The organism is Staphylococcus xylosus (assembly GCF_002732165.1).
Taxonomy (GTDB): Bacteria; Bacillota; Bacilli; order Staphylococcales; family Staphylococcaceae; genus Staphylococcus; species Staphylococcus xylosus.
In genome coordinates this window covers 73182-99329 of the sequence record NZ_MRZO01000007.1, presented here as the reverse complement: position 1 = coordinate 99329, position 26148 = coordinate 73182, and the positions used below count along the sequence as shown (strand labels likewise).

The 26148-nt window shown below is 32.0% G+C and carries 27 protein-coding genes, 2 tRNA genes, 1 pseudogene and 1 riboswitch; of the genes and pseudogenes, 3 read left to right on the top strand and 27 right to left on the bottom strand.

The genetic code is table 11. The features are described from left to right. Nucleotides 1-110: 110 nt before the first annotated feature. The 18 genes and pseudogenes from BTM19_RS11115 to BTM19_RS11030 all read right to left on the bottom strand — a co-directional run bounded on the left by BTM19_RS11115 (nucleotide 111) and on the right by BTM19_RS11030 (nucleotide 15845). Nucleotides 111-184 (bottom strand) — tRNA-Gly (locus BTM19_RS11115). A 21-nt stretch (nucleotides 185-205) separates the two neighbouring features. Beyond that, nucleotides 206-288, bottom strand: a tRNA-Leu gene (locus tag BTM19_RS11110). Nucleotides 289-632: 344 nt separating this feature from the next. After that, complete coding sequence (locus BTM19_RS11105) at nucleotides 633-1082, bottom strand: SprT family protein (RefSeq protein ID WP_038678875.1); 450 nt, start codon at nucleotides 1080-1082, stop codon at nucleotides 633-635. Continuing rightward, nucleotides 1075-3224: pseudogene (locus BTM19_RS11100) on the bottom strand (Tex family protein). The gene BTM19_RS11105 and the pseudogene BTM19_RS11100 overlap by 8 nt, the downstream one beginning before the upstream one ends. 146 nt (nucleotides 3225-3370) lie before the next feature. Then, nucleotides 3371-4141, bottom strand: a complete 771-nt coding sequence (gene sigB / locus BTM19_RS11095) for an RNA polymerase sigma factor SigB (protein WP_038678880.1) — start codon at nucleotides 4139-4141, stop codon at nucleotides 3371-3373. Next, a complete protein-coding gene (rsbW, locus tag BTM19_RS11090) occupies nucleotides 4116-4598 on the bottom strand; it encodes an anti-sigma B factor RsbW (protein ID WP_029377953.1) in 483 nt (160 codons plus the stop codon). The genes sigB and rsbW overlap by 26 nt, the downstream gene beginning before the upstream one ends. 1 nt (nucleotide 4599) lies before the next feature. Beyond that, nucleotides 4600-4926: an anti-sigma factor antagonist gene (locus tag BTM19_RS11085; RefSeq protein ID WP_029377954.1), complete on the bottom strand. Its 327-nt coding sequence runs from the start codon at nucleotides 4924-4926 to the stop codon at nucleotides 4600-4602. Between the two features lie 79 nt (nucleotides 4927-5005). Further along, entirely contained in the window at nucleotides 5006-6007 is a 1002-nt protein-coding gene (locus BTM19_RS11080; RefSeq protein WP_099265862.1) for a SpoIIE family protein phosphatase, read from the bottom strand. 348 nt (nucleotides 6008-6355) lie between these two features. Then, nucleotides 6356-6718 (bottom strand): type II toxin-antitoxin system PemK/MazF family toxin, encoded by a 363-nt coding sequence (locus tag BTM19_RS11075; protein WP_029377956.1) that lies wholly within the window; start codon nucleotides 6716-6718, stop codon nucleotides 6356-6358. Then, nucleotides 6715-6885 carry a type II toxin-antitoxin system antitoxin MazE gene (gene mazE / locus BTM19_RS11070; RefSeq protein ID WP_017722121.1) on the bottom strand — a complete coding sequence of 57 codons (171 nt, stop codon included), beginning with the start codon at nucleotides 6883-6885 and terminating at the stop codon, nucleotides 6715-6717. Before mazE ends, BTM19_RS11075 begins: the two co-directional genes overlap by 4 nt. Before the next feature lie 87 nt (nucleotides 6886-6972). Then, the gene (gene alr / locus BTM19_RS11065) at nucleotides 6973-8121 is read right to left on the bottom strand and encodes an alanine racemase (protein WP_058625516.1); all 1149 of its coding nucleotides are present in this window, start codon (nucleotides 8119-8121) and stop codon (nucleotides 6973-6975) included. A 113-nt stretch (nucleotides 8122-8234) separates the two neighbouring features. Continuing rightward, nucleotides 8235-8588 carry a holo-ACP synthase gene (gene acpS, locus BTM19_RS11060; RefSeq protein ID WP_029377958.1) on the bottom strand — a complete coding sequence of 118 codons (354 nt, stop codon included), beginning with the start codon at nucleotides 8586-8588 and terminating at the stop codon, nucleotides 8235-8237. Nucleotides 8589-8649: 61 nt separating this feature from the next. After that, nucleotides 8650-9141, bottom strand: coding sequence for a PH domain-containing protein (locus BTM19_RS11055; RefSeq protein ID WP_029377959.1), 492 nt, complete (start codon nucleotides 9139-9141; stop codon nucleotides 8650-8652). Continuing rightward, nucleotides 9128-10636: a PH domain-containing protein gene (locus BTM19_RS11050; RefSeq protein WP_058625515.1), complete on the bottom strand. Its 1509-nt coding sequence runs from the start codon at nucleotides 10634-10636 to the stop codon at nucleotides 9128-9130. Before BTM19_RS11050 ends, BTM19_RS11055 begins: the two co-directional genes overlap by 14 nt. Further along, entirely contained in the window at nucleotides 10629-11108 is a 480-nt protein-coding gene (locus tag BTM19_RS11045) for a PH domain-containing protein (protein ID WP_099265861.1), read from the bottom strand. The genes BTM19_RS11050 and BTM19_RS11045 overlap by 8 nt, the downstream gene beginning before the upstream one ends. 190 nt (nucleotides 11109-11298) lie before the next feature. Then, entirely contained in the window at nucleotides 11299-12825 is a 1527-nt protein-coding gene (gene cshA / locus BTM19_RS11040) for a degradosome RNA helicase CshA (RefSeq protein WP_029377962.1), read from the bottom strand. Nucleotides 12826-13406: 581 nt separating this feature from the next. After that, complete coding sequence (locus BTM19_RS11035; RefSeq protein WP_099265860.1) at nucleotides 13407-14762, bottom strand: UDP-N-acetylmuramoyl-tripeptide--D-alanyl-D-alanine ligase; 1356 nt, start codon at nucleotides 14760-14762, stop codon at nucleotides 13407-13409. 12 nt (nucleotides 14763-14774) lie between these two features. Beyond that, on the bottom strand, nucleotides 14775-15845 hold the full coding sequence (locus tag BTM19_RS11030; RefSeq protein ID WP_038678888.1) for a D-alanine--D-alanine ligase: 1071 nt from the start codon (nucleotides 15843-15845) through the stop codon (nucleotides 14775-14777). A gap of 251 nt (nucleotides 15846-16096) precedes the next feature. Between BTM19_RS11030 and BTM19_RS11025 the strand changes: the two genes are divergently transcribed. Beyond that, nucleotides 16097-17302, top strand: a complete 1206-nt coding sequence (locus tag BTM19_RS11025; RefSeq protein WP_058625514.1) for an FtsW/RodA/SpoVE family cell cycle protein — start codon at nucleotides 16097-16099, stop codon at nucleotides 17300-17302. Nucleotides 17303-17590: 288 nt separating this feature from the next. On the opposite strand, the gene BTM19_RS11020 is transcribed toward BTM19_RS11025, so the two are convergent. The 3 genes from BTM19_RS11020 to csoR form a co-directional block, all read right to left on the bottom strand. Beyond that, entirely contained in the window at nucleotides 17591-17731 is a 141-nt protein-coding gene (locus BTM19_RS11020; protein ID WP_099265859.1) for an Lmo0850 family protein, read from the bottom strand. Between the two features lie 214 nt (nucleotides 17732-17945). Next, nucleotides 17946-18155: a putative copper chaperone CsoZ gene (csoZ, locus tag BTM19_RS11015; RefSeq protein ID WP_306810357.1), complete on the bottom strand. Its 210-nt coding sequence runs from the start codon at nucleotides 18153-18155 to the stop codon at nucleotides 17946-17948. A gap of 5 nt (nucleotides 18156-18160) precedes the next feature. After that, a complete protein-coding gene (gene csoR, locus BTM19_RS11010) occupies nucleotides 18161-18454 on the bottom strand; it encodes a copper-sensing transcriptional repressor CsoR (RefSeq protein WP_069796648.1) in 294 nt (97 codons plus the stop codon). A 142-nt stretch (nucleotides 18455-18596) separates the two neighbouring features. Between csoR and cls the strand changes: the two genes are divergently transcribed. Together cls and BTM19_RS11000 are read left to right on the top strand one after the other, a co-directional pair. After that, nucleotides 18597-20081 carry a cardiolipin synthase gene (gene cls, locus BTM19_RS11005; protein WP_069796650.1) on the top strand — a complete coding sequence of 495 codons (1485 nt, stop codon included), beginning with the start codon at nucleotides 18597-18599 and terminating at the stop codon, nucleotides 20079-20081. 112 nt (nucleotides 20082-20193) lie between these two features. After that, nucleotides 20194-20841 (top strand): HD domain-containing protein, encoded by a 648-nt coding sequence (locus tag BTM19_RS11000; RefSeq protein WP_081324837.1) that lies wholly within the window; start codon nucleotides 20194-20196, stop codon nucleotides 20839-20841. Nucleotides 20842-20957: 116 nt separating this feature from the next. Here BTM19_RS11000 and yidC read toward each other — a convergent pair whose 3' ends face one another. From yidC to BTM19_RS10970, 6 genes are all read right to left on the bottom strand, one after another. Beyond that, entirely contained in the window at nucleotides 20958-21827 is an 870-nt protein-coding gene (gene yidC / locus BTM19_RS10995; RefSeq protein WP_029377970.1) for a membrane protein insertase YidC, read from the bottom strand. Nucleotides 21828-21914: 87 nt separating this feature from the next. Continuing rightward, nucleotides 21915-22553 (bottom strand): thiamine phosphate synthase, encoded by a 639-nt coding sequence (gene thiE, locus BTM19_RS10990; RefSeq protein WP_037557147.1) that lies wholly within the window; start codon nucleotides 22551-22553, stop codon nucleotides 21915-21917. 2 nt (nucleotides 22554-22555) lie between these two features. Next, entirely contained in the window at nucleotides 22556-23344 is a 789-nt protein-coding gene (gene thiM, locus BTM19_RS10985) for a hydroxyethylthiazole kinase (protein WP_038678895.1), read from the bottom strand. Continuing rightward, nucleotides 23337-24158: a bifunctional hydroxymethylpyrimidine kinase/phosphomethylpyrimidine kinase gene (gene thiD / locus BTM19_RS10980; protein ID WP_029377973.1), complete on the bottom strand. Its 822-nt coding sequence runs from the start codon at nucleotides 24156-24158 to the stop codon at nucleotides 23337-23339. Before thiD ends, thiM begins: the two co-directional genes overlap by 8 nt. A 1-nt stretch (nucleotide 24159) precedes the next feature. Then, a complete protein-coding gene (tenA, locus tag BTM19_RS10975) occupies nucleotides 24160-24840 on the bottom strand; it encodes a thiaminase II (RefSeq protein ID WP_069796652.1) in 681 nt (226 codons plus the stop codon). A gap of 77 nt (nucleotides 24841-24917) precedes the next feature. Continuing rightward, nucleotides 24918-25016: riboswitch (TPP riboswitch) on the bottom strand. A gap of 265 nt (nucleotides 25017-25281) precedes the next feature. Continuing rightward, complete coding sequence (locus tag BTM19_RS10970; RefSeq protein WP_029377975.1) at nucleotides 25282-25977, bottom strand: transglycosylase family protein; 696 nt, start codon at nucleotides 25975-25977, stop codon at nucleotides 25282-25284. Nucleotides 25978-26148: the final 171 nt, after the last annotated feature.

Genomic DNA, 26148 nt, shown 5'->3' with positions numbered 1-26148 from the left:
CTAATTTGTGTTATCTCTAACACTTGTTTTGAACCAACAATTTAATGTTGCGTTCGGAATTAACGTTGACATATTGCAATTCAGTTTTCAATGTTCATTAAATTTCTATTTGGAGCGGGTGATGGGAATCGAACCCACAACATCAGCTTGGAAGGCTGAGGTTTTGCCATTAAACTACACCCGCTTATTAAATTAAGGTATTTGATGCGGCCGAGAGGATTTGAACCTCCACGGGAATACTCCCACTAGGCCCTCAACCTAGCGCGTCTGCCGTTCCGCCACGGCCGCTTAGCAAAACGGTTTTTCTTTTGATCTCTATTAAGTAACGTATACTATTATAATATGTATTTAACATTTTGTCAACAACTTTTTAAATTCAATTTAATGAAGTTAATGTTTTCTTAACAGAAGTAGTTATTAATTTTTCAACGTTTATTATCTTATAACATATATGTCCCAACGTCAATATAAAACAAAAACTAAAATGAGTAAAATAACAATCTAGTCAATTATAATTTACTTATATAGTTAAAATACTCATTTATTTCTTTGATAATTAGCATTTTTAGTCTCTTTTACGTACAAAATGAGTCTTAACATATGGTTAAGACTCATTCTTTCATCTCAATATTCTATTTCTGTACTTGAATTAATTTGCCTCTACATTTACCACAGACCATTTTATTTGTGTTTACTTTCCTTATTCTCGGAAACTCAACTTTGCATTTATTACATTTATAAATGTAATTCGCTCGTTCTTCATATTTTTCGAGAGGTGTACAAAATCTTGGTGCCCCTGTTTGTTTACTTAAACACTTAAAATCTGAGTCCTTGTGTTTGTAACCCTTACCTTGAATGTGTAAATGATAGTGGCATAATTCATGTTTTATAATATCTATAATTGCAGATTCTCCATATTTTATAAATTGCTTTTCATTTACTTCAATATTATGCGAAATTAATAAATAACGTCCACCAGTAGTTTTTAATCTATTGTTAAAATATGCTTTATGTTTAAATTCTCGGTCAAAATACGTTGATGATATTTTTTCTGTTAAATATTGTAAATCATTATTATCCATTTGGATCTATCATCGTCAATGATACTTTTCCTTTTTTCTCATCAATATCTAAAATCCATACATCTACAATATCTCCCACACTTACAATATCCATTGGGTTTTTAACAAACTTCTTAGACAATTTCGATACATGTACTAAACCATCTTGTTTTACACCAATGTCTACAAACGCTCCAAAATCCACGACATTTCTCACAGTACCATGAAGTTTCATATTTTTAGATAAATCTTCAATAGAAAGTACATCTGATTTTAACATCGGAGTTTCAAATTCATCCCTAGGGTCTCTATTAGGTGTAATTAAAGATTTTATTATATCTTCTAATGTTGGTTGTCCAACATTGAGTTTTTCAGCAATCACTTCAATATCCACATGATTTAGCGCTAACTTAAGTTGCTCTGAGCCCAAATCTTTTGAAGTCATCCCAATTTCTTTTAATAATTGATAAGTAACATTATAACTCTCAGGATGAATTGATGTATTGTCTAGTGGTTCTTTGCCATCCACTATTCTCATAAAGCCAATACTTTGTTCAAATGTCTTAGCACCTAATCGTTTTACTTTAGCGATATCTTTATTATGCGTTATTGCACCATTTTCTTCTCTATAATCTATTATATTTTGGGCAATAGTTGGTGTAAGTCCAGAAACATATTGTAGTAATGAACGAGAAGCAGTATTAACATCGACTCCTACTTGGTTAACTGCCGTTTCAACTACAAATGTTAACGCACCTTCTAAAGATTTTTGATTTACATCATGCTGATACTGCCCAACGCCAATAGATTTTGGGTCTATTTTAACGAGTTCGCTTAGTGGATCTTGTACTCTTCTCCCTATTGAAACTGCGCTTCGTTCTTCAACTTGAAATTCAGGAAACTCACTTCTTGCCACTTCTGATGCAGAATACACTGATGCACCCGCTTCATTTACAATAATAAACTGTACATCCAGTTTATATTTTGAATCATTGTTGCAACAAATTGTTCCGTTTCTCTACTAGCTGTTCCATTCCCTATAGCGATTAATTCAACATCATATGCTTGTACAAATTGTACAAATATTTTTTCAGCATCATCTTTTTTATTAACTGGTGGATGTGGATACATCACACCCTTAGCAACAAAAGTTCCAAATTGGTTAATCACTGCAAGTTTACACCCAGTTCTAAACGCTGGGTCTACACCCAATATTTGTTTCCCTTTCATTGGAGGCTGCAACAATAAATTCCTTAAATTTTCACTAAACACATCTATAGCATGATTTTCAGCCTTCTCTGTTAAATCTGCTCTTATTTCTCTTTCAATAGAAGGCATGATTAAACGTTTCAAGCTATCTTTTATAGCATCTTCAATTATATAAGTACCTTCATGCTTATCATTTATTTCATTTTTGCAAATAAAGTTTTCAATGCCCTGCGTATCCATTTCCACTTTTACGCTTAGTACTTTTTCTTTCTCTCCGCGATTAACAGCTAATACACGATGGTTCGCAATCTTTTTGACTGGCTCTGCATAATCATAATACATCGAGAATATTTCTTTCTCATCTTCAGCATTCTTTTTCTTCTGAGTAACAATATTACCGTGTTGAAGTGTGTCTTTTAAAATTTTGCTTCTATATTTTGGTTCATCTGACACTAACTCTGCAATAATATCCTGTGCACCTTTAATTGCATCTTCTTCACTCGGAACCTCTTCTGTAATAAATTGTTGCGCTTTTAATTCAATCGACATGTCTACCGTCGATTGTTTTAGCCATTGAGCGAATGGTTCTAAGCCTTTTCTTTTTGCTTCTGTAGCTCTTGTTTTCTTTTTCTGTTTAAAAGGTCTATATAAATCTTCAACACGCTGAAGTTTAGTCTGTTTCAAGATATCATTCTTTAAATCTAATGTTAATAAACCTTGATTTTCTATATTATGTATAACTTCTTCTTTTCTTTTTTGAAGGTTAACCATATATTGATATTCATCATCAATTTGTTTAATTTCAACTTCATCTAAACCACCAGTTTGTTCTTTTCTATAACGAGCAATGAAAGGTACAGTATTTTTATCTTCCAATAATGCTAACACTGCATTGATTTGTTTAGTCGTAAAATTATATTTATCCCTTATAGATTGTATTAAATTACTATCCATAGAATCCTCCACTCACAATTATGTATTTATTCTTGTCTATCTTATACATTTTAACATATTTGATTAATACATTATTTTAAATATATTTCTACAAACGAAAAAGGCAGTCCTCTATATTTAGAGATTCTGCCTTTTGCTTTTAGTTATTATTTATTCGCTGCTTCTTGAAGTTTTTTAATCGCGGTTCTTTGTAACCTTGAAACATGCATTTGGCTCAAACCAATTCTTTCTCCTGTTTCTTTTTGACTCAAACCTTCGATAAACGTACATTGAATAATTTGTCTTTCTCTTTCCGTTAAAATAGGCAATATTTTTTCTAATATCATCCTTTTTTCTGTTAAATCATAATTGTCATCTTGTTGTCCCATTATATCTAATAATGTGACTGTTGAACCATCTTTATCCGCTTCAATAGAATGATCAACGCTTAACGCATTATAGCTTTGACCCATTTCCATTGCTTCTAACACATCTTCTTCATTCACTTCAAGTCTGTCAGCAATTTCTGTAATAGAAGGTGAGCGCTCAAGTTCGTTTGTTAATTCATCTGTTACTTTCTTAATACGTGGTCCAATTTCTTTAATTCTTCTAGGTACATGAACACTCCATGTTTTATCACGTAAATAACGTTTTATCTCACCAATTACAGTTGGTACTAAAAAGGCTTCGAACTTTCTATCAAAGGATAAGTCAAAACGGTTAATTGCGCCGATTAAACCAACCATACCGACCTGAACGAGGTCTTCATGATGAGATTGACCTTTAGAATATTTATATGCCAACGATTCGATTAACTTTCTATAATGCTTTACAAGTTTATCTTGAGCATCAGAATTTTCATTAATTTGATGCTCTGTTATCCATTGGTTAATTTGTTCAGGTGATACATCATTAACTGATTTCGACTCTCTCGCCATTATTTCGCACCTGCTCTTTTTTAATATACTTTATCATGCTGATTGTTACTCCTGATTTTTTATCAACTGTAACTTCATCCATTAATGATTCAATTAAAAACAGACCTAAACCTCCTTCTCTTAAGAAATCGATGTTTTCATTTTCTTTATAAGGTCCTAATTGTGCTTTCGTTTCTTCATAATCAAAACTTTCTCCTTGATCAGAAATTATGATCTTTATCTTGTCATCAAAAATTTCAAAACAAAGGTTTATCATTCCTACATCATTTGGGTCATCTTTATATGCATGTTTTACTGCATTAGTAACTGCTTCACTAACAGCAATTTTGGCATCTTCTATATCATCATACGAAGCACCTGCACGTGAAAACACACCTGATAAGGTCAATCGTATTAAACTTACATATTCTGCTGAGGCTGGCAAACGCATTTCAATATAATCCTGTTTATGTTGCATGTTATTCGACCTCCGTTCCTTCATTAACATGCATCAAATCTTTTAATCCCGTAATATCAAATAATCGATTTATTCGATCTGAAACACCTAGAATATATAATTCCTTGTCATTCTGGTTTAGTGCTTTTAATGTACCTACAAATAAACCTAAACCAGTTGAATCCATATAGCTTACATTTTCTAAGTTTACATATATATCATGTGTTCCTTCTTGTCTCATTGGAACTAAGACTTCTTCTAACTCAGGAACCGTATAAACATCCAGTTCCCCACCAACTTTCACCTCATAATGAGTATCATGAGTCACAGTTTCAATATTAAGGTTCATAACATTACACTCCTAATTATAGTCTCATTAATAACTTTTATACCCTTAAAGTTAAATTTTAAATCTAAAACATCAAAAACTAATTCACTCTTTTTATTATTAATATTGTTAAGTCATCTCTTTTTTCCGGATTCTGTATCTTTAAAATCGCCTCATATAAAAGCTGCACTATATCCTGAGGATGCATATGTTTATACTTGTGAATCATATCTAATAGATGATGTTTATCTAAAAAGTCTCCAGCTTCATTTCTAACTTCTGTTACTCCATCGGTAAATATAATTATTAAATCATCTAAATAGATCGGAATTTCTTGCTGTTTATAACGTGTTTGTTGACTTACACCTAAGACACGTCCTCGTACAGTGATTTCTTCAAATTCCTCAGTTTCTGCACGATATACATAGCCAGGTTCATGACCAGCTGAACTACAATATAACAGGTGATTCAATTCTTCATATAGTCCATAAAACATAGTTACAAACATATTTTGGTTAACGTTTTTTTCTACCACACGATTCAACCTTTTTAGGCCATCACTTGGTAGCTGAGAATGTCCGTATGAGTCCATACCAAACTTTATCATACTCATAGCTAATGCAGCGGGAATACCTTTGCCAATGACATCTGCTACTGCAAAACTCATCGTTCCGTCTTTATGGTCAATGAGATTAAAGTAATCACCACTTACTTTTTGTGCTGCGACAGAAATCACGCCGATTTGTATACTGTCAAATTGAGGTATATCTGTTTTCAACATAGTTTGTTGTAAACGTGATGCTAAATCAATCTCTTTATCATGATATTGCAAGCGATCTACTAATTGTTTATAGTCTCTATAGCTATAACCAAATCCTTTAACAATTTCTTTTAATACGTTAAATGTTTTTAAAATTTGGGATTCATCTAAACTGTGATTTTTTATGTATTCTTTATGTATCTGCACTATATCTTCAGGTAATAAATCCTTTTTTATCACTTCTTCAGTAAAACGCTTACACTCGTTTAATAATTCGGTCGAATCTTTAGTATATAAACTCTTGTCAATTAGCGCTTTATATTGATTTTTGAATTCTTCCACGCGGTATATCCTCCTCAAAATGCAAATATAAATCGCATACATTGGATGTAACATATATATGTTCTTTATGTATGTTTTTAACGGGGTATTTAAATGCTAACCATTGCTTAAGCATAGCTGTAAACTAAATTATTATCTAGAATAGCCTTTACTTTAATATTTAAAAAAGCTTTAGGATACCCTAAAGCTTCTCACTTAGACATCTTATGTAAAGGTATCCAACCACTATAATAAAACTCAAAATTTGCAAACTTAATTAACTCGACAATTAAATGGTTGTTACATGTTATAGCAAATCGATGCCTATCATTTGCTATTATTTTGCTTATTAAGTTAACCCCTTGAAAACTAGGATTTATGATTCCTAATATTATGTAATCCTAAACTTATATCAATAGCAGTATTAACTTCTTTCATTTTTTTCTCAGAAAGATATGTTAATTTTTCCTTTAGCCTATTTTTATCTAAAGTTCTGATCTGTTCTAACAATATAACAGAATCTTTATCAAGTTTATATTTACTTTTTTCTATCTCTACATGTGTAGGTATTTTAGCTTTATTAATCCTACCAGTAATTGCAGCTACAATTACTGTAGGACTATATTTGTTACCAGTATCGTTTTGTATAATAACGACGGGTCTAATTCCCCCTTGTTCAGACCCTTGTACTGGTGATAAATCAGCTAAATAAACGTCTCCTCTTCTCATCATTCATTATTATTCTTAGAGCTAATGTAAACTTCATTGCAATCACAAGCTTCACATTCAAATGGAAAGGCTTCTGCTGCAAGGGAGAGATTTAAGTCAGCCATTTGAGAATAGCCTTCTTTTAAAAGTTGTTCAATACTATGATTTCTACTTTGATTAAAACTTGCCATGAATAGAGACCTCCAGGTGACTAAAATAGAATATATCGAGATTTGTTGTTAGATATATAATAACAAATTTTACACACAGTGACTATACTATTTTAGCAATTCATTGTGAATTTCTAAGCCTTTAGTCTCATGATAAATCCTTGGTAATCTCCTACTTAACCTACATAAAACTTCGTAATTGATTGTTTTTTGCTGTTGTGCCAATGCTTCAGCAGATTGTGGGTTATCACTATGATGATCCATAATAATGACTTTATCACCTGCTTGTATATCTTCAGGAATTTTTATAATTATTTGATCCATACATACTTTTCCAATGATTTCACATTGAATGCCATTTACATTAACGTTAAAACCTTTCATCATCCTTGGAAAACCATCTGCATACCCCACTGGAATAATACCTATTCTTATTGGTGCATCAGCTGTATATACACTACCATAGCTTACTGATTCTCCCGCTTGTAGTATTTTGGTTTGAACGACCTCACTAATCCACTGCGCACTAGGTTTTAAATGCACTTTAACATTCGTTTTAACATATTGAGATGGATAATAACCATATAGTGAGATACCAACTCTAACTGCATTACAAAACTGTGTATCTTTCATTAATGCACCTGCTGAGTTTTGAGAATGTATATATTTCGGTTTATCAGCTTGATTAACTATTTCTTCAAATAGAGCTTGTTGCTGATTCATTGATTCACCAGCTTCATCTGCACATGCAAAATGTGTAAAAACTCCTTCAAAAATCAAATGTTCTTGTGATTGGATAAGCGATATAACTTCTTTGTACTCTTCAACGTCTTTCATACCTAATCTGCCCATACCCGTATCTAATTTAATATGTAGCCAAATATCTTTTTCATTTGTTTCTGGAATTTCTTGAATTGCATCAGTCAACCAATCCTTTGAAGGTACTGTAATTGCAACACGATGTTGAATAGCTTTACTTATATTATATGAAGGTATTACTCCTAACACGAGTATTTTGGCATCTATACCATGCATTCTCAACTCAATAGCTTCGTCGAGTGTCGCCACTGCAAAAAACTCTGCACCATTTTCCATAAGTTGTCTAGCAATAGGCACACTTCCTAAACCATAGCCATTTGCTTTAACTACTGGGATAACCTTTTTATTTGGATGTAATTTTCGAAAGACTTGAAAATTAGAAACAATGGCATTTAAATCTATGTTCAAGTATGACGATCTATAGTACTTATCAGACATTAAATTTATACCTCCTGTATGCTTATATGATATACATCTTTTTTATATTAAATTAATTTTATAACACTCACGATACTATAGCCAAATCAAACATACCGAATAAACTAAAAAAATTAATCAACTTCTAAAATAACTTGGCTCATTGCATAGTGTTCTGTGTGCGTAATACTGACATGGACGTTAAAACCACTGTAATTGATGCAAGGTTTGCCATTATTATCATTAAAACAATCTATATCATTAAAAGCGACTTTTTTACCAATGCCTGTACCTAATGCTTTACTAAAAGCTTCCTTACATGCAAAGCGTCCAGCTAGGAATTCTATTTTACGTTGTTCATTTTGGAAACTGTTGAATTTATATTGTTCATTTGCTGTTAAAATACGTTCCACAAGTTTATCTTGCTTTTGATATAGTTTCTTTATTCTATCAATCTCAATTAAGTCAACACCAACACCGTGTATCATAGCGCTTCTCCTTATTTTCAAATAACTTTTATCCTCTTACTTATAAATACATAATTATTATTTAGTATGACGGATTTTTGTCTTTATTAACGTATTTAATTTGTTGTTTCAACTTTGTAGCAGTTGTTTTATTTATAAACTTAATATTTATATTTCCACCAGCAGTAGATAATGTTAAATTTGCTAATTTGTATTTTCTCATTAAAAGCCCTTCATGTGTATCTACATTTTGTATTCTAAATAACGGAACTTTTAATACTGACACAAACCACAGGCCATTTCTCACTGTAACTACGTGGTCATCTATACTATACTTGAAAATTTTATATCTATAGATAGGAATAAATATAACGTTTAAAATTAAGTATATAAACGCTATACCTACTCCAATAAATAAAATCCATTTCATGGGTTCTTTATCAATCCATTCAAGCCATATGTGGTTGACCACGCTAAATATAGTTAATACTATTATAAAAATAACAGCAGTAATAATTGCAGAGAGACGCATGACGGTCTTTCCCGATTCATGCATATTATTATAGTTCTCCATCGTTTTCACCTCTCAAATACCAATTCCTAAGCATTTGTACATGCTGCTGCGGATTAAAATCAAGACCTATTACTTCATTCCCCGCAGCTTTTGCAATAATAAAATCGAAATTCCCTAAATTACTTTTAATAAGAAACGGATTGCGCTTTATCTCCATCCCCAGTATTTTATTATGCTTAAAATATGAGTTTCTGAATCCAAACAGAGTTACATTCCGTACTACGAGTTCATCATTTCGTAGTTTCAAACCGGAATACTTAACAACAAGATAACTATGTATGATTAATAGAAGTATTATTATTCCGGCGATTAAGAATACCCATGGCTCCCAAAAATAATTTATGATAGCAGCAACAATGATAAGGACCATTGACTCTTTCCAAAAATGTCTGTGAAAACCACGCCAAGGCATACCTTGTTCTGCCTTTTCAAACGACATGCTAGGAATTAAATCTTTAATAATTGCATAGCCCTTATCTCGTTTAATAAATGGAAGAATCATAACATTACCATCTAGTGACACATCATCTTTATCATTGCTATTCATGTCACTCGTAATTACAAAATGAATCGATGTATAGCCAAATAATTTTCTTAAAAAGGATTGTTTTTCAACAATTGCTTGCACTGTATCTGTAGGAACAGTAATGCTTTTCACATTAAAAAGACCATATTTAATATTCAACTGATTTTCATTTTGCGTCACAGTATAATTAAAATTGCGTATGATCACGATAAGTGTCCCTACTATATAACTTATTGCTACAACCATTGCAACCATCATAAGCACGATCACGAAAATTGCTTCTGATATTTGAGCAAATTCATCTGTTAACCAATTCCACGGAATTACGTTCGACAAACTACCAATAATAGGTGATACTGCAGCAAATGCAACACCTATAGCACCGCTAGTCAGTGCCATAAATAGTAATTCTTTAAAATTTAATTTATATAAGTGTATTGATTGATTGGTCACTTCAGTATTATAGCCATCTTCTATCGTGACTTCCATCTCAGTTTGTGATTCTTCACTATTTTTAATTAAATCTTTTTGCTTATCTCTCAAGGCTCGTTGTATCGTTTCACTTTGTGATCTTGATACTGTATCTAAATCAACACCATCACTCGGAGTTTTGATTTGTAATTTCACACCACCAACCAATTGATTGATAATACCTTGTGATGTATCTAGTGTTTGAATACGCCGGATATTTAACTCTTTTCTTTCTTTGGTAAATATGCCAGTAGCTAAGACAAAATGATCATTTTCTATCCAATAGCGTGTATTATAAACTTTCAGAACTTGAGTTATAAAAGAAATAATAAAAAATAAACTTACGATACCTGGAAAAATATAAGCATAAATATTAGTGAAATCAAAATCTCTAATGTTAAACACTAGAAAAATAATAATCAAAAAGATATTTTGCTTAATTGCTTCAATAATACCTGTTAAATATGAAATAGGATGAAGTTTTTGAGGTTTATACATCAAAATCAGCCCCTCTCAAATAATCGAGTGTCATGGATTCAAATGCTTTTGAGTCTTCAATCGATAATAACGGAAAGCTCATCCGATGACCTGCTGTAACTAAAGATACTCTAGCCAAACCAAGCTTCTTTAAGATGGGATTATTTTTTCGTTCAGTAAATTGAGTACGTTCAAGTTTAACAATTTTTTGCGTTTTAAAAAAGAAATCAAATTTAATTTCTATATAATTTTCCATAATTCTAAAATACGTATACCGATAAGTAATCCAAGGTTTTAGGACAGCATACACAATATCAAATAAGATAAATGCACAAATTAAATAAAATATAAAATGCCACCAATCGAAATGGCTCCACAAAAACATTAATACGATTGCTATAATGATATTAACTATAAATGATAGTCCTTCACTTATATAATAGTAAGTTAATGCTTGGCTAGGACTTCTCTTAAATAGTTGTTCGCTCGACATATGCACACTCCTCTATTGAGATTTCAACTCATTATAACATATGGTTATTACACGCTTCACTCCCCTAATGCCGTAAATATCTATTAAACTATATGGCAATACCAATGTATAATTTATGTTTAAAAACAAAAAAATCACCCCAAATAATTGGGATGATTAAACCTAAATTTCATATATGATAAATTATTATTTATTTTTTATGGTCAGCAAATGTGCGACCTTTCATTGATGATTTCTTATTGTTGTTTCTGTCTGAAGAAGGTCTATCATTTTTCTTCTTGTTGTTGAATCCGCCTTTACCTGAACGACGATTTTTGTTGTCGAATTTGCCACCGCCACGTTTGTGATTTCCACCACCACGTTTTGGTCCACCTTTGCCTTGACGACCTTTGCCGCGAGATAATGGTTTTTCAAATGTTAATTGAACATCAACATCATCATTAGATTCAACTAACTCTTGTAATAATGCTGCAACTAAATTCACATCATTATATTCTTCAATTAACTCAGTAGCAATACGTTGTAATCTAGGTTCACTGTCTCTAGACATCCAGTTTTGAACTTTACCTTTGATGTCATTTTCACGAGCTTTAAGCACTTCTTTACGGTGTGGTGGTCTTAAAGCTGTCATTTGACGTTTATTTGCTTGTTCAATTTGACGGATATAATCCATTTCAATTGGGTTAACAAATGTAATCGCTACGCCTTTTTTACCAGCACGACCAGTACGTCCAATTCTGTGTGTATAACTTTCAGTATCTTGAGGAATATCGAAGTTATAAACATGACTTACGCCTGAAATATCTAATCCTCTTGCTGCAACATCTGTCGCAACTAAAATGTCTAATTGGTCATTTTTGAATTTTTTCAATACTTCTAAACGTTTTGCTTGTGTAATATCACCATGTAAACCTTCAGCTTTGTATCCTTTTGAAATTAACGCACTTGTTAACTCATCAACACGACGTTTTGTACGACCAAATACAATAGCTAATTCTGGTTGATGTACATCTAAAAAGCTAGTGAATGTATCGAATTTTTCTAATTCTTTTACAATAGTATAAAATTCTTCGATTTGTGGATCAGAAGTTTCGTTGTTCATTGTTTTAACAATGACAGGTGATTTCATGAATTGTTGTACTAATGTTTGAATTGCTTTAGGCATAGTTGCTGAGAACAACATAGTTTGACGTTGTTCAGCAGGTATTTTATCCATGATAAATTTCATATCATCGATGAATCCCATGTTCATCATTTCATCCGCTTCATCTAAAATTAACGTATGAATATCAGTTGTTTTTAATGTACGGCGGTTTAAGTGATCAATCACTCGGCCTGGTGTACCTACTACGATTTGTGGTCCTTTTTTAAGCGCTTTGATTTGACGGTCGATTGGCATACCACCAAATACTGTAACTACTTGTACATTTTGCCCTTTAGCAAATGATTTAAGTGATTCAGCAACTTGCATTGCTAATTCTCTTGTTGGTGCAAGGATTAATGATTGAACGCCTTCTTGGTCTGCCACTTTTTCAATTAATGGAATACCAAATGCACCTGTTTTACCTGTACCAGTCTGTGCTTGACCAAGAACATCTTTGCCTTCTAAGGCAAGAGGGATACTCTCTTTTTGTATAGGAGTGGCCTCATCGAACCCCATGGATTGTAGGGTTTCTGCCATCTTATCTGAGATCCCTAATTCTTTAAAATTTTGCAATATAATTCTCCTTTATTTATCTGTATTTCTATACATATATGTTCACTTAAGTTTCTTCAACTTCTTTATAGTACCACCTCAAGTATATAATCGCAATAAACCAAATTTGATTAAATAAGCTATATCATATGTATTGATTGTAACTGTAATCACAATAAACCTTGTAAAACATAGGTTGTAAGCGTTTAAATTTATTTCCCAACATGTGTTTTAACTTATGAAAAATTTTTGTTAATTTTTTTATTCGGTTAATTGTCAGATTATTATACTTTGAAAGTGCAACTACCTTTTGCCTTAAATATATTAATTTAAACTTTTTTACATCCTTAGAATATTATAATAAATTCCTATATTTAATTTTAAGAATGCATTATTGACTTAAAAGTATAAAAGCAATTTTATCTTTGTATATTGATCTCATTTAGCAATATACAATAATCCCATGTGTCAGAGCATAGTAAAGACCGAGACATTTTAAGCCTCGGTCTTGTGTATTTAGATATGTCTCATATTTGAAAACAAAAATCCTAATAGTATGGATTAACCTTCACTACCACAACTGCTATTTGATATCAGTTTTCTTAGATTAATGCTTCAACGACTTCTTCTAATTTCATCCCTCTTGAACCTTTTATTAAAACTTTATCTTCTGGTTGTATATATGTTTTTATAGTTTCAATTAACTTTTGCTTATCCTCAAAATGCTCCATATGATTTACATACTGTTTACCTACATTACTGATATAGTGTGATTCCTCACCAAATGTAAATAAGGTATCAATGTCTTTACCATTTAAATACTCTCCAACCTGTTCATGCATCACTTGACTATTAGGACCTAACTCTAATACATCGCCTAATACAAGTATTTTTCTACCAGTCATCACTGTCAAGGTATCTATAGCTGCTTTCATACTTGTAGGACTTGCATTATAAGCATCATTGATTACTAACGAATTATCTGAAGTATGATATTGTTGCATTCTCATACCAGTCAATTGTACTTCACGTAAATTATTAAAAATTGTGTCGTAACTCAAATTCATTCTCTTGCCTACTGCAATTGCAATCGAAGCATTTTTCATATTATGCTCACCTAATATTGGAAGCTCAAATCGTTCTTTTTCATTAATAGTAAATGCAATACCATCATCGTTAATCGACTCAATTTGACTCACAAGTGAATTAGTAGCATTTTTACCTATACTCACTAAATCTACATTAGACAATTGATTTACATAAGGTTCTAATAACGGTTCGTCACCATCATAGATAAACAAGCCACCTGATTTTAGGCCTATTGTAATTTCAGATTTAGCTCTCGCAATACCTTCTCTAGAACCTAAATCTTGCATATGTGACTCACCAATATTAGTTATTACTGCAATATTAGGTTCTGCCAAATTTGATAAAAATTCAATTTCATGAAAACCTGACATCCCCATTTCAAGAATTGATATTTCAGTATCTATATCCAATTCTAAAATTGTTAATGGCATACCAATTTCATTATTATAATTGCCCTGTGTCTTCTTAACTTTAAATTGTGGTTTTAGTACACTTTCGATCATATCTTTAGTAGTAGTTTTACCATTTGATCCTGTGACTGCAATAACTTGAGGATTCACAAACTCTAAATAAGCTTTTGCAAGTTGTTGTAGAGCTGTTAATGTATCTTCAACCCATATAATTGGGCCATCGACATTTTCATCTAACGGCGTACCTTTTTGATAAAATGAAGCACCCGCACCATCTTTTAATGCTTGTGCTACATATTTATGACCATCAACGTGTTCACCTTTAAACGGAATAAATAAGTTTTGACTTTTAATATCGCGTGAATCAATAGAAACACCTTGTATAGCTTGATCCATATACTCATTATCAATTTCACAAGGAATCCATTCTTGAATTTGTTCTAACGTTACCTCAATCATAATTTATCCGCCTCAATCAATTTTGTATTTATTTTGCTTTTTATCATTGTGTTTTTCTTTAGCTAATTCAATTAATTTTTTAATTAAATCTGCATAAGATACACCCATATTTTCCCAAAGACTAGGATACATACTAAACGCAGTAAATCCTGGCATAGCGTTTGTCTCATTTATAAAAATTTGATTATCTTCAGTAACAAAGAAATCGGCACGTAATAAGCCGGAACAGTCAGTTGCTTTAAATGCTTCAATCGCCATATTTCTTAAAGTCATTTGAACTTCTTCATCTAAGTCAGCTGGAATTTCTAAACTAATCTTTCCATCTTTGTATTTTGATTTGTAATCATAGAAAGCGACGTCTTTAACGACTTCACCGGGCCAAGTTGTTTCCGGATAATCATTGCCTAATACAGCAACTTCAATTTCTCTAGCATCAATACCTTGTTCAATAACTAACTTACGGTCAAACTGAAATGCTTCTTCAATACCAACTTTTAATTCTTCTTCATTATTACATTTACTAATTCCTACACTTGATCCTAAGTTAGCTGGTTTAACAAATACTGGATATTCTAATTTATCATGTACCAATTTTAATATATTACCTTCATATTTATGATACTCACTTCTTAAAAAACTCACATATGGCAATTGAGGTAAGCCTCTATGTGCAAAAAGTTGTTTCATTACTAATTTATCCATTGAGCTTGAGGCAGCTAAAACGCCATTCCCTACATATGGTATATCCAATACTTCAAATAAACCTTGTATTGTACCATCCTCACCATTTGGCCCATGCAATACAGGGAAAACTGCACTATAAGGATTTCCAGTACTACCTACGTTAAGCAACTGTGAAATTTCTCCTGCTTCAACTTCTGTTAAACGTAAAGTGTCTATATCATTTATAGTGTCTACGATATTTTCTTTCTTTTTCCACGCACCATCATTTGTTATGTAAATAATGTCTACTTGATATTGTGCTTTATCAATAGCATTTAAAACATTTTGTGCTGTTAATATTGAAACATCGTGTTCTGCACTTTTTCCTCCGTATACGATACATACATTTTCTTTAGCCATATTTTAGCCTCCATATACAATTCTTAAACTACATCATATCACGATTTTATAATTTTTTGCATTTGTTTAGTAGTATAAAAAGCATTTATTTTCTAAAGATATCTCGACTATATTTTTAATGTTTTACAGTATCATAATAATTATAATTTTCTAAATAATGCACCCTCATTCTAGCAAAATATGCTAAAGTTCGGTAAAATCTAAGTATAATACAAATATTGAGAAATCTAAGTAGTTTAAAGGGGTAAGAAATGAGAATTTCACGTCAATTAAAAAATAACCATTGGATACGGCGGATTGACTGGGTTTTAATAGGTATCCTCGTATTATTAGCAATAATTAGCGTCACAATTATTAACTCAGCTATGGGTGGCGGACAATACAGTGCCAACTTTAGCATAAGACAGATTTTATATTATGTGTTAGGTGGTTTAATTGCATGTTTAATTATGCTCGTATCACCTAAGAAATTAATGAAATATACATACTTGTTGTATTTTTTACTTTGTGCAGCCTTATTTATACTCATTATTATTCCAGAAACACCTATCACACCTATTATTAACGGGGCTAAAAGTTGGTATAAATTAGGACCACTAAGTGTACAGCCTTCAGAATTCATGAAAATTGTACTCATACTAGCACTTGCAAAATTAGTTTCTAGACATAATCAATTTACCTTTAACAAATCATTAGAAACTGATTTCAAACTATTATTAAAAATTGCAGGCATTTCAGTAATACCAATGGGTCTTATCTTATTACAAAATGATTTAGGAACGATGTTAGTACTTTGTGCAATAATAGTAGGGGTTATCGTTGTAAGTGGTATTTCTTGGAAGATTTTAGCACCTGTATTTATTGCAGGAATCGCCTTAGGATCAAGCATCATCCTTTCAATCATTTACAAGCCTTCCCTAATTGAAAATAGTTTCGGTATCAAAACTTATCAAATGGGACGTATTAATTCTTGGCTTGATCCTTACACATACAGCAGTGGTGACGGTTATCATTTAACTGAATCACTTAAAGCCATTGGATCAGGTCAACTAGTTGGTAAGGGATTTAATCATGGTGAAGTTTATATTCCAGAAAATCATACAGACTTTATCTTTTCCGTTATTGGTGAAGAATTTGGATTTATTGGCTCTGTTATTTTAATATTAGTTTTCTTAGCCTTTATATTCCATTTAGTTAGGCTTGCTACGAAATTCGAATTACCCTTCAGTAAATTATTTATTATTGGTTATGCAACCCTTGTTTTATTCCACGTATTACAAAATATTGGTATGACAATTCAGTTATTGCCAATAACAGGTATACCGTTGCCATTTATCAGTTACGGTGGTAGTTCGTTGTGGAGCTTAATGTGTGGAATCGGAGTTATATTATCGTTTACTTATCACCAGCCCAAACAATACTCAACAACAACGCAACTAACGCGATCAAAGAATTGATTATCATTAATACCTTCGTTATACAATGTTACGTCTATATAAAACAGAACATCGAGGTAGATTGGTATTAAAAAATTGATGTCCTTAGACACTGGTATACACCCCTAAAATCTATCTTTTAGGGGTGTTATTTTATGTGTAAATATAATAAATATCAATAAGAGAGAGTAACATAATATTTTATATCAAAAAAACAGGACTGATTTTTGTATCAGTCCTGTTTCATACAGTGAAAAGTAAAAAAGCGACTAGAACCATTGGCTCCAATCACTTCATTGGGTAACTTGACTATTTCAATTCGTTAGCGGTTTTCACAGTAGATGGTAGAGTATGCATAACTTCTAATCGTGATTTGGTTTTCTTTATGTTTACCCCTAATGATGATAATAGTTTAACTACGTTTTGAATTTTTTCGTTATCTTTATTCATATCATCACCCCTAAATTTCTAGCTTCTATTATATCTTACCCCTTTTAAATAAAAAATACCACATTATATTCAATTTTTTTAAATCACTTCAAAAAATTGTGACTTTTATTGTGAAATTCCATTTGAATTTTAGTTTTTATTCGTTTTTTACATTTCACATCTATATTAAAGGGTATTCATACTCAAATTGTAATATAATTCATTTTTGAATTTATTAAAATATTTGATATCCAAGATCATAAATTTCTTTTTCCAAATTATTTAAACTCGCAGGTGTTTCAAAATCGACAAGTATTTCTCCTTTGTCAATATCTATAGCAACATTATGTACACCTATAACATTCATTAATCGTTGTTTTATTTGATATTGTCGTTCTGAATTAATATCTGAGACGTAAATTACTTTTGATTGCACTTTTGTCACCTTGCCTAATCCTTCATTAATTTTTGAAAAGTTACTAATAATTCTTCCATTGCTTCTTCTTGTTGACCTTTTCCCACTTTATCCATGATGCAACTTTTCATATGATGATCCAACAATTTAGTTGCTACGCTATTTAGTGCAGAACGTGTCGCTCTAATTTGAGTAAGTACATCGTCACAATAAACATCTTCATCTACCATACGGTTTATTGCTCGCACTTGCCCTTCTATTCTATTTAGTCTTGATTTCAAATTTGATTTTATTTGGTCTGAATGATGCGCTTTTTGTATTTCTGTCACTTTCTCAACACCTCCTACGTATATCACTCATATCGTATACCCCTATAAGGTATTAGTCAAGTGATAAAACAGTATGAACATGTTACAATAGTTAGGACTTTCACTAGTTAAAAATTAATTAATTGTATTTTGGAGGTTTAATATGATAGATATATTTTCAATGTCGCTCAATTATACTAATGTGGTGATTAATATCATTTTGATTACTGCATTTATATTAAACCTTGTCTTTGCGTTTACAATTATTTTTATGGAACGAAGATCAGCTGGTTCGATTTGGGCTTGGCTCTTAGTCCTTGTGTTAATACCCATCTTAGGTTTTATTATTTACCTATTTGTTGGAAGACAAATTCAGCGCGATCACATCTTCTCATTAGATGAAGAAGATAAAATCGGAATTGAAATGATTGTAAGCGAACAACTAGAAGCCTTAAAAAATGATGATTTTTCTAAAGGCAATCATCAAATCGTAAAGTTTAAAGATATGGTTCAAATGTTGTTATATAATAATGCTGCTTTCTTAACAACAGATAATGAAATCAAAATTTTTACTGATGGTAAAGAAAAATTTGATTCTCTTCTTAAAGATATAGATGAAGCAACCGACTATATCCATATTCAATACTATATTTTCAGAAATGATTCGCTTGGCGAACGCATCTTGAACGCGCTCGAACAAAAGCTTGAACAAGGTATTGAAGTTAAAATGCTCTATGATGATATGGGTTCTAGAGGTCTTTCACTGAAAGATTTTAAATTTTTCAGGAAAAACGGTGGTCAAGTAGAAGCGTTCTTCCCTTCTAAACTACCACTAATCAACCTTAGAATGAATAATCGAAATCACAGAAAGATTGTTATTATTGATGGTCATATCGGTTATGTGGGTGGTTTCAACGTGGGTGAAGAATATTTAGGTAAGAAGAAAAAGTTTGGTTATTGGAGAGATACACATTTGCGTATTGTTGGTGATGCTGTCAACGCCTTACAGTTACGTTTCATGCTAGATTGGAACTCGCAAGCTACACGTGATAATCTCAAATACGCTGACCGCTATTTTCCGGACGTAGATTCTGGTGGTACCATAGGTGTACAAATAGCATCTAGTGGTCCAGATGAAACGTGGGAACAAATTAAATATGGTTATTTAAAAATGATTGCTTCAGCAAAACAATCTATCTATATTCAATCTCCTTACTTTATTCCTGATCAGTCATTTTTAGATGCAATAAAAATTGCAGCACTTGGCGGTGTTGATGTAAGTATTATGATTCCAAATAAACCTGATCACCCATTCGTATATTGGGCGACCTACAATAACGTTGCCTCTTTATTAGATGCTGGTGTAAATATATTCCATTATAATAATGGGTTCTTACATTCAAAAACATTAGTAATTGATGATGAAATTGCAAGTGTAGGGACTACAAATATGGATCATCGTAGCTTTACATTGAACTTTGAAATTAATGCCTTTATTTATGATACACACATAGCTAAAGAATTAAGATTAGCTTTCGAAAAAGACTTGGAAGTATCTTATAGATTAACGCAAGAGATTTACAAACAGCGAAGCTTATGGATTAAATTTAAAGAAGGCATTTCTAGATTATTATCTCCAATATTATAGTATGCTATGAGGTCTAAGATAATGTTTATGATGTTAAACTACTTAGACCTTTATTTTTATAAATAACATATATTTATCATTACCAATATACAACTTTAGAGGTGATTTTATTTTGAATCATATAAACATACTTAATCAGGCAAATGAATACATGACTCACTTTCATAAAAATGATACGACTGGCCATGACATTGCTCATGTTAATAGAGTTGTTAAAATGGCAACATACATCTCAAAACAAGAACAAGCAGGAGATTTGTTAACAATTCAACTAGCAAGTTTGTTACATGACACCGTTGATACAAAACTTACAAATACTCAAAAAGCATTACAAAACTTGAAAAGCTTTCTAACAAACTTACAATTAGCTCCCGAACAGTTACAACATATCTTATATATTATCGAGAATATCAGTTATAAAAATGGGCAAAACAACCTTGTATCATTATCTATCGAAGGCCAAATTGTACGTGATGCTGATAGACTAGATGCAATTGGTGCTATTGGTATTGCTAGAACTTTTCAATTTTCCGGTCATTTTAAAGAATCTATGTGGAAAGAACATGATACAAAGAATATTAACGAGGTCGATACATCTCTTTATAGCGAATGGTCCCCTTCTGCTATAAAACATTTTTATGAAAAATTATTTAAACTTAAAGATTTAATGCATACAACTACTGCCAAACAAATTGCACAAGAGCGACATCAATATATGCAACAATTCGTTGAACAATTTTTTAATGAATGGTATTGCTAGTTGTAACATTAAATTTAAATAATCAAAAACTTTCGAACCAAAAAGAATCCCGAACTGATTTAATTATCAGTTCGGGATTCTTCTTATATCTAGAAATTTAACTCTTGGTGTTTATTTTATTTTTTTTTGTTTTTCTTAGATACTACTTGTGTGTTTTTACCTTTACCAGTTGATTCTGCTTTATTTTTCTCCATTGCTTCAATCATCGGTGCCACTTCTTTTTTAGCAAGTTTTGAGTAATACATATTTGCTACTTGTGTTTGTACAATCAAGAACGCCGCACTAACTGACCAATATAGACCTAAAGCAGATGCAGAGCTTAATGCAATCCACACAATCATTATAGGTGAGATGACCATCATCATATAACCCATTTGACGTTGTTCATTTGGCATACTCTTACTTGATACATATGCTTGTAAGAAGTATAAAATACCTGCAATAATTGTAATCCAAATATCTGGTTTTGCTAAGTTAAACCATAAGAAGTTAGGGTGTTCAGTGAAACCACCGCTTGAAGGGTATTTTAATACGAAGAATAATCCCATAATAATCGGCATTTGGATTAAAATCGGTAAACAACCTAACATGCTCTTCATAGGGTTCATATCATATTTTTTATAAACTTCCATCATTTCTTGATTTGCTGCCATCTTCTCTTCTTGCGTACGCGAACGTTTAACCTTTTCTTGAATAGCATCAATATCCGGTTTTGCAACCTTCATTTTTTCACGCATCATGTGACTGTTTTTATAGTTTGATAACATGAATGGCAATAATACTACACGAATCGCCAATACAAGTACTATGATTGCTAAACCATAGTCGTTATTAAAACTAGTTCCTAACCAATGTATAACTTTATCCATTGGTTCTACGAACGTATTATAGAAAAATCCATCTCTATTTCCAGGTTTTGAATAGTCACAGCCTGCTAAAAAGACCATTACACCTAATAATAAAGGGAGTAGCGCTTTCTTCTTCATTTTTCCACCTCTAATGATATATTCACATAGAATTTATTTTATCATATTAGGAGGGAAGTAGAAAACAAAAAAAGAAATTTTTATACTTTAATCAACATTTTGTAAAAATTGTCTTACTGTCTTACTTATATTGTCACTTTTACTTATTGCAGAAATGATTGATACACCGTTCGCTCCAGCTTGGATTATTTCTTCTGTATTATCGACAGTAATTCCGCCTATTGCAACGATTGGGAAATCCTCAATATAACTTCTTAACTTAGGTATCATTTCAGGACCAACTGGGGAGTTTGCATCCTGTTTAGAATTAGTGGCGTACATCGGACCAACACCGATATAATCAACATAAGTTAAATCAGATTGCTCATATTCCTTAATATCACTAATACTTAGACCAATAATTTTATTTTTAAATTTTTGAGCAAACTCCGTAACTTTCATATCATTTTGCCCTACGTGAATTCCATCAGCATTTATATTTTCAGCTAGTGTTACATCATCATTTACAATAAAAGGTACATTATAACTGTGACAAAGTTCTAATAATTGTTGTGCCATTTCCACCTTATCATTTCCAGTTAAAGAACCATCACCCTTTTCTCTATATTGAAACATAGTGATACCTGAATCTAAGGCTGTTTTCACAACCTCTTTTATCGATTTCGATACTGGTATATCTTGAGTACCGCATATAAAATAAACTTTCAAACTATCTTTATCGAACATAATTACACCTCTTGCCTGTTACTCAATGTTAAATAGTCATCGTATTGAATGTGATAAAGTGCATTTAGTAATTCAATCATAAATGAGCCAGGTCCATTATTTTTTGAATTTTGTTCAGCTTGTTCTGAAGCTATATTATAAATTGAAATAGCATCTATTAACCTATCTACAGTCACTTTTTTATCTTGATTTAAAAAACTCGCTATAACTGCACCTAACAGACATCCAGCGCCTGTCACTTTTGCTAATAATGGTGAGCCATTAGATAATTTATACATTTTATTGTCTTGAATCACAATATCTGTTTCTCCTGTTATGGCTATTGCTGTATCAAATTGTTTATATGCATTTTTAGCAATAGTAATTGCATCCAAATCTTGGTCACTATCTGTCCCTTTCATTGTTGTATCTGCATCCATCAATGCTAATAATTCTGATGCATTACCTTTGATTACAGCAACATCAATTTCTTTCAAAAAAGTTGCGCAGAAATCTTTTCGATATTGAGACGCTCCTACCGCTACAGGGTCAAAAACAATGGGCGTTCCTATTTGATTTGCCGTTTTAGCAATCTTTAATATATCTATTTCTCTTGCTTTCGTCAGTGTACCAATATTTATTAGTAGTGCATTTGCATAAGTAAGCATATCCATCGCTTCTTCCGGTGCTTCGCTCATAGCTGGACTTGCGCCTAAGCTCAATAAGCCATTGGCTGTAAAATTCTTTACAACATCATTCGTATAACAAATAACTAACGGATTATTTTCTCTTAATTGATTCAAGCTATTCATCATCTAAACCTACTTTCTTCATATATGCAAAATGGTTTACTGGTCCTCTACCCTGACCTATTTCAGGTGTGTATTTGATACTTAATGAAATAAAGGCTTTAGCTTTTTTGACCGCTTCAAAAATTGATTTACCTTTGGCGAGTTCCGCAGTGATGACTGCTGAAAATGTACATCCTGTACCATGTGTGTGTTTTGTTTCATAACGTGGATCTTCAAAAGTATAAACATTTTCCTTCGTGAATAAGTAGTCTTTAGCTTTATCTAAATCTTCAGCATGCCCACCTTTAATCACAACACCTTTACTACCAATTTCATTTATGAAAATTTCACCGGCTTTATAAATAGATGCTTCATTATCTATAGTCAATCCAGTGATTTCTTCTGCTTCAGGTAAATTAGGCGTTGCGACTGTAGCCAATGGTAATAAAATATTCTGTAAATCCTTTTTAGCATCATCATCCATCAGTGAGTCTCCACTTTTTGCTAGCATAACTGGATCTATAACGTATGGTATATCTGGATACGTTTCTAAATACGCTTGAATAACTTTCATCATATCTTTTGATGCAATCATACCCGTTTTAATTGCATGTGGTAACTCATCATCAAAAACACTGCTAAGTTGTTCAGATAACCATTGAGTTTCTAAATTATGGATGTGTTGTACGCCTTTTGTATTTTGAGCTACAATACTCGTTATAGTGGCCATCCCATATACGCCACACGCATGAAAAGATTTTAAATCTGCCATAACACCGGCGCCACCAGTTGGGTCGGTGCCTGCAATAGTCAAAGCAATTTTCGGTTTCTTCATTTTATTCCCCTCCATATAACCAATCTTCTTCTATATATGACATATTAAAGAAATTACGTTCATGAATTGTACTTTGTAAAAAACACATTTTTATTTCATACTTTTCATCAACTGTACATGCTTCAGTTAGTTTATTCAATAATTTATCAAATACATCGACCAGTTCATCCATTTCAGTACTATAAAAATCGAACCATTTTGCTAATATCGAATCTCTATTTAATTGATTATCTTCTAACGCACGTTGTGCAATCGCTTGGTAAACATAAGGACAAGGCGTCATTGCAGCAATCGTATATGCTGCATTTTCTTTTGCATACGCATTAAAATACATGTGCTTAATATAATGATCACCACTTGGTGGCCAGACTTTTTCACTTACAATATCATCATAATTTTCTCCAACATATTCAGCCAAGATTTCATGTGCCTCTACTTCACCATCTACAATAAACTGAATTTGATCTACTAAAAATTTCACGTCTTCTAATTTATTCATTTTTGGAATTAGCAATGCATATATATTAGCGAATTCTTTTAGATACGATGCGTCGGCACGTAAATAAAACTTTGTGGCATTAATTGATAAATCACCGTGCAACATCCCTTGAATAAATGGATCCTCGTAAATATCATTGATGATATATTGTGACTCTTTTTTTAACATTTCTGAAAATAACAAATGATTTCCTCCTATAAATTAAAAAACTACATTCCAACTAGGAATGTAGTTAATTAATAGAAAGGTATAGCAATTTAACTATAATTAAACTACTTTCCTACGTTGGCATTAACCAAATCAGGTTGTAAGGGTCTGACGTAAATCATCTCAGCCAAAAGGCTCCCCTAGTAGATTTTATATATTGTATTTATCTAAAAGATATCAAAGTAAGCCAGCTATTGCAATAAAATGGTTTATATATAAACTAAGGACATAGAAATCAAATTTAGTTAAAAAGATTTCATTAGATTAGTTTATCTCCTACGAATATGACTATTTTCGAAATCACATTAATATTTAACTTTATTATTTCATTAGTATGTTATCTTTACGATAAAAAAGTCCGCGACATCTAGTTATGTCGCGGACTCTAATCATTCACTATATTAACTTACTATTATATTATGCAGTTACCCATTGTGAAGGGCCAACTTCATCATATAATTTTTGAGCTGCAGCGTCTTGTACTGCTTCTGGTGCATTACCAGCTGGTTGACCTTGATATTGAGCTGGTGCTACTGAATCCCATGTACTTTGTAAGAATTGGAACTTACCTGAAGCACCTGATGATGGGTTTGTAGCATGAATATCGCCACCTGATTCACGTTGCGCAATTTGTTGTAAGTGTGCATTTATACCTGATGAACCTTCTGAAGCTTCATTTGAACTTGATTCGTTTGAAGTAGTTGAAGGTTGTGAAGTTGCTTCTTGTTGCGGTTGTTGTGTTGTTTCTTCTTGAGGTGCTGCTTCTTGTGCTGGTTGCTCTGTTGTAGTTTGAGCTTGCTCTTCTTGTACATTATTATTTGTAGTTTCTTCTACTGGTGTGTTTGATTCTTCGCTAGAACCTTCCCCATAGCTCCAGCTAAAGTTTTCACCGTCTGAAGAAAAGTTAAAGTCTGTATTATTGTATGTGAAATTAATGTCATATGCACCTTCTTGAACTGGTGCTTCATTTAATGATTCTGGATTAGTTAGTGCTTGTTGTGCTAATTGTGCTTTGTCTACACCTTGTTCAGCAGCGTCAGCTGAATTTCCTGCTGCAAATCCTGTTACTCCAAGTCCTACTGCTAAAGTTGATGCGATTACTGTTTTTTTCATTGTAAAAAAATCCTCCTATAAGATAAATAAGTTATTTATGATTAATTTGCAATTACAACTATAACATTCATAAAATCCTTGTAGGTTACAGTGAAGTGAAAAAAACTGCCCTTTCTTTACGATTAAATTACATATAAATATATTTTTAAATTAATTTCATTCTGTTTAAAT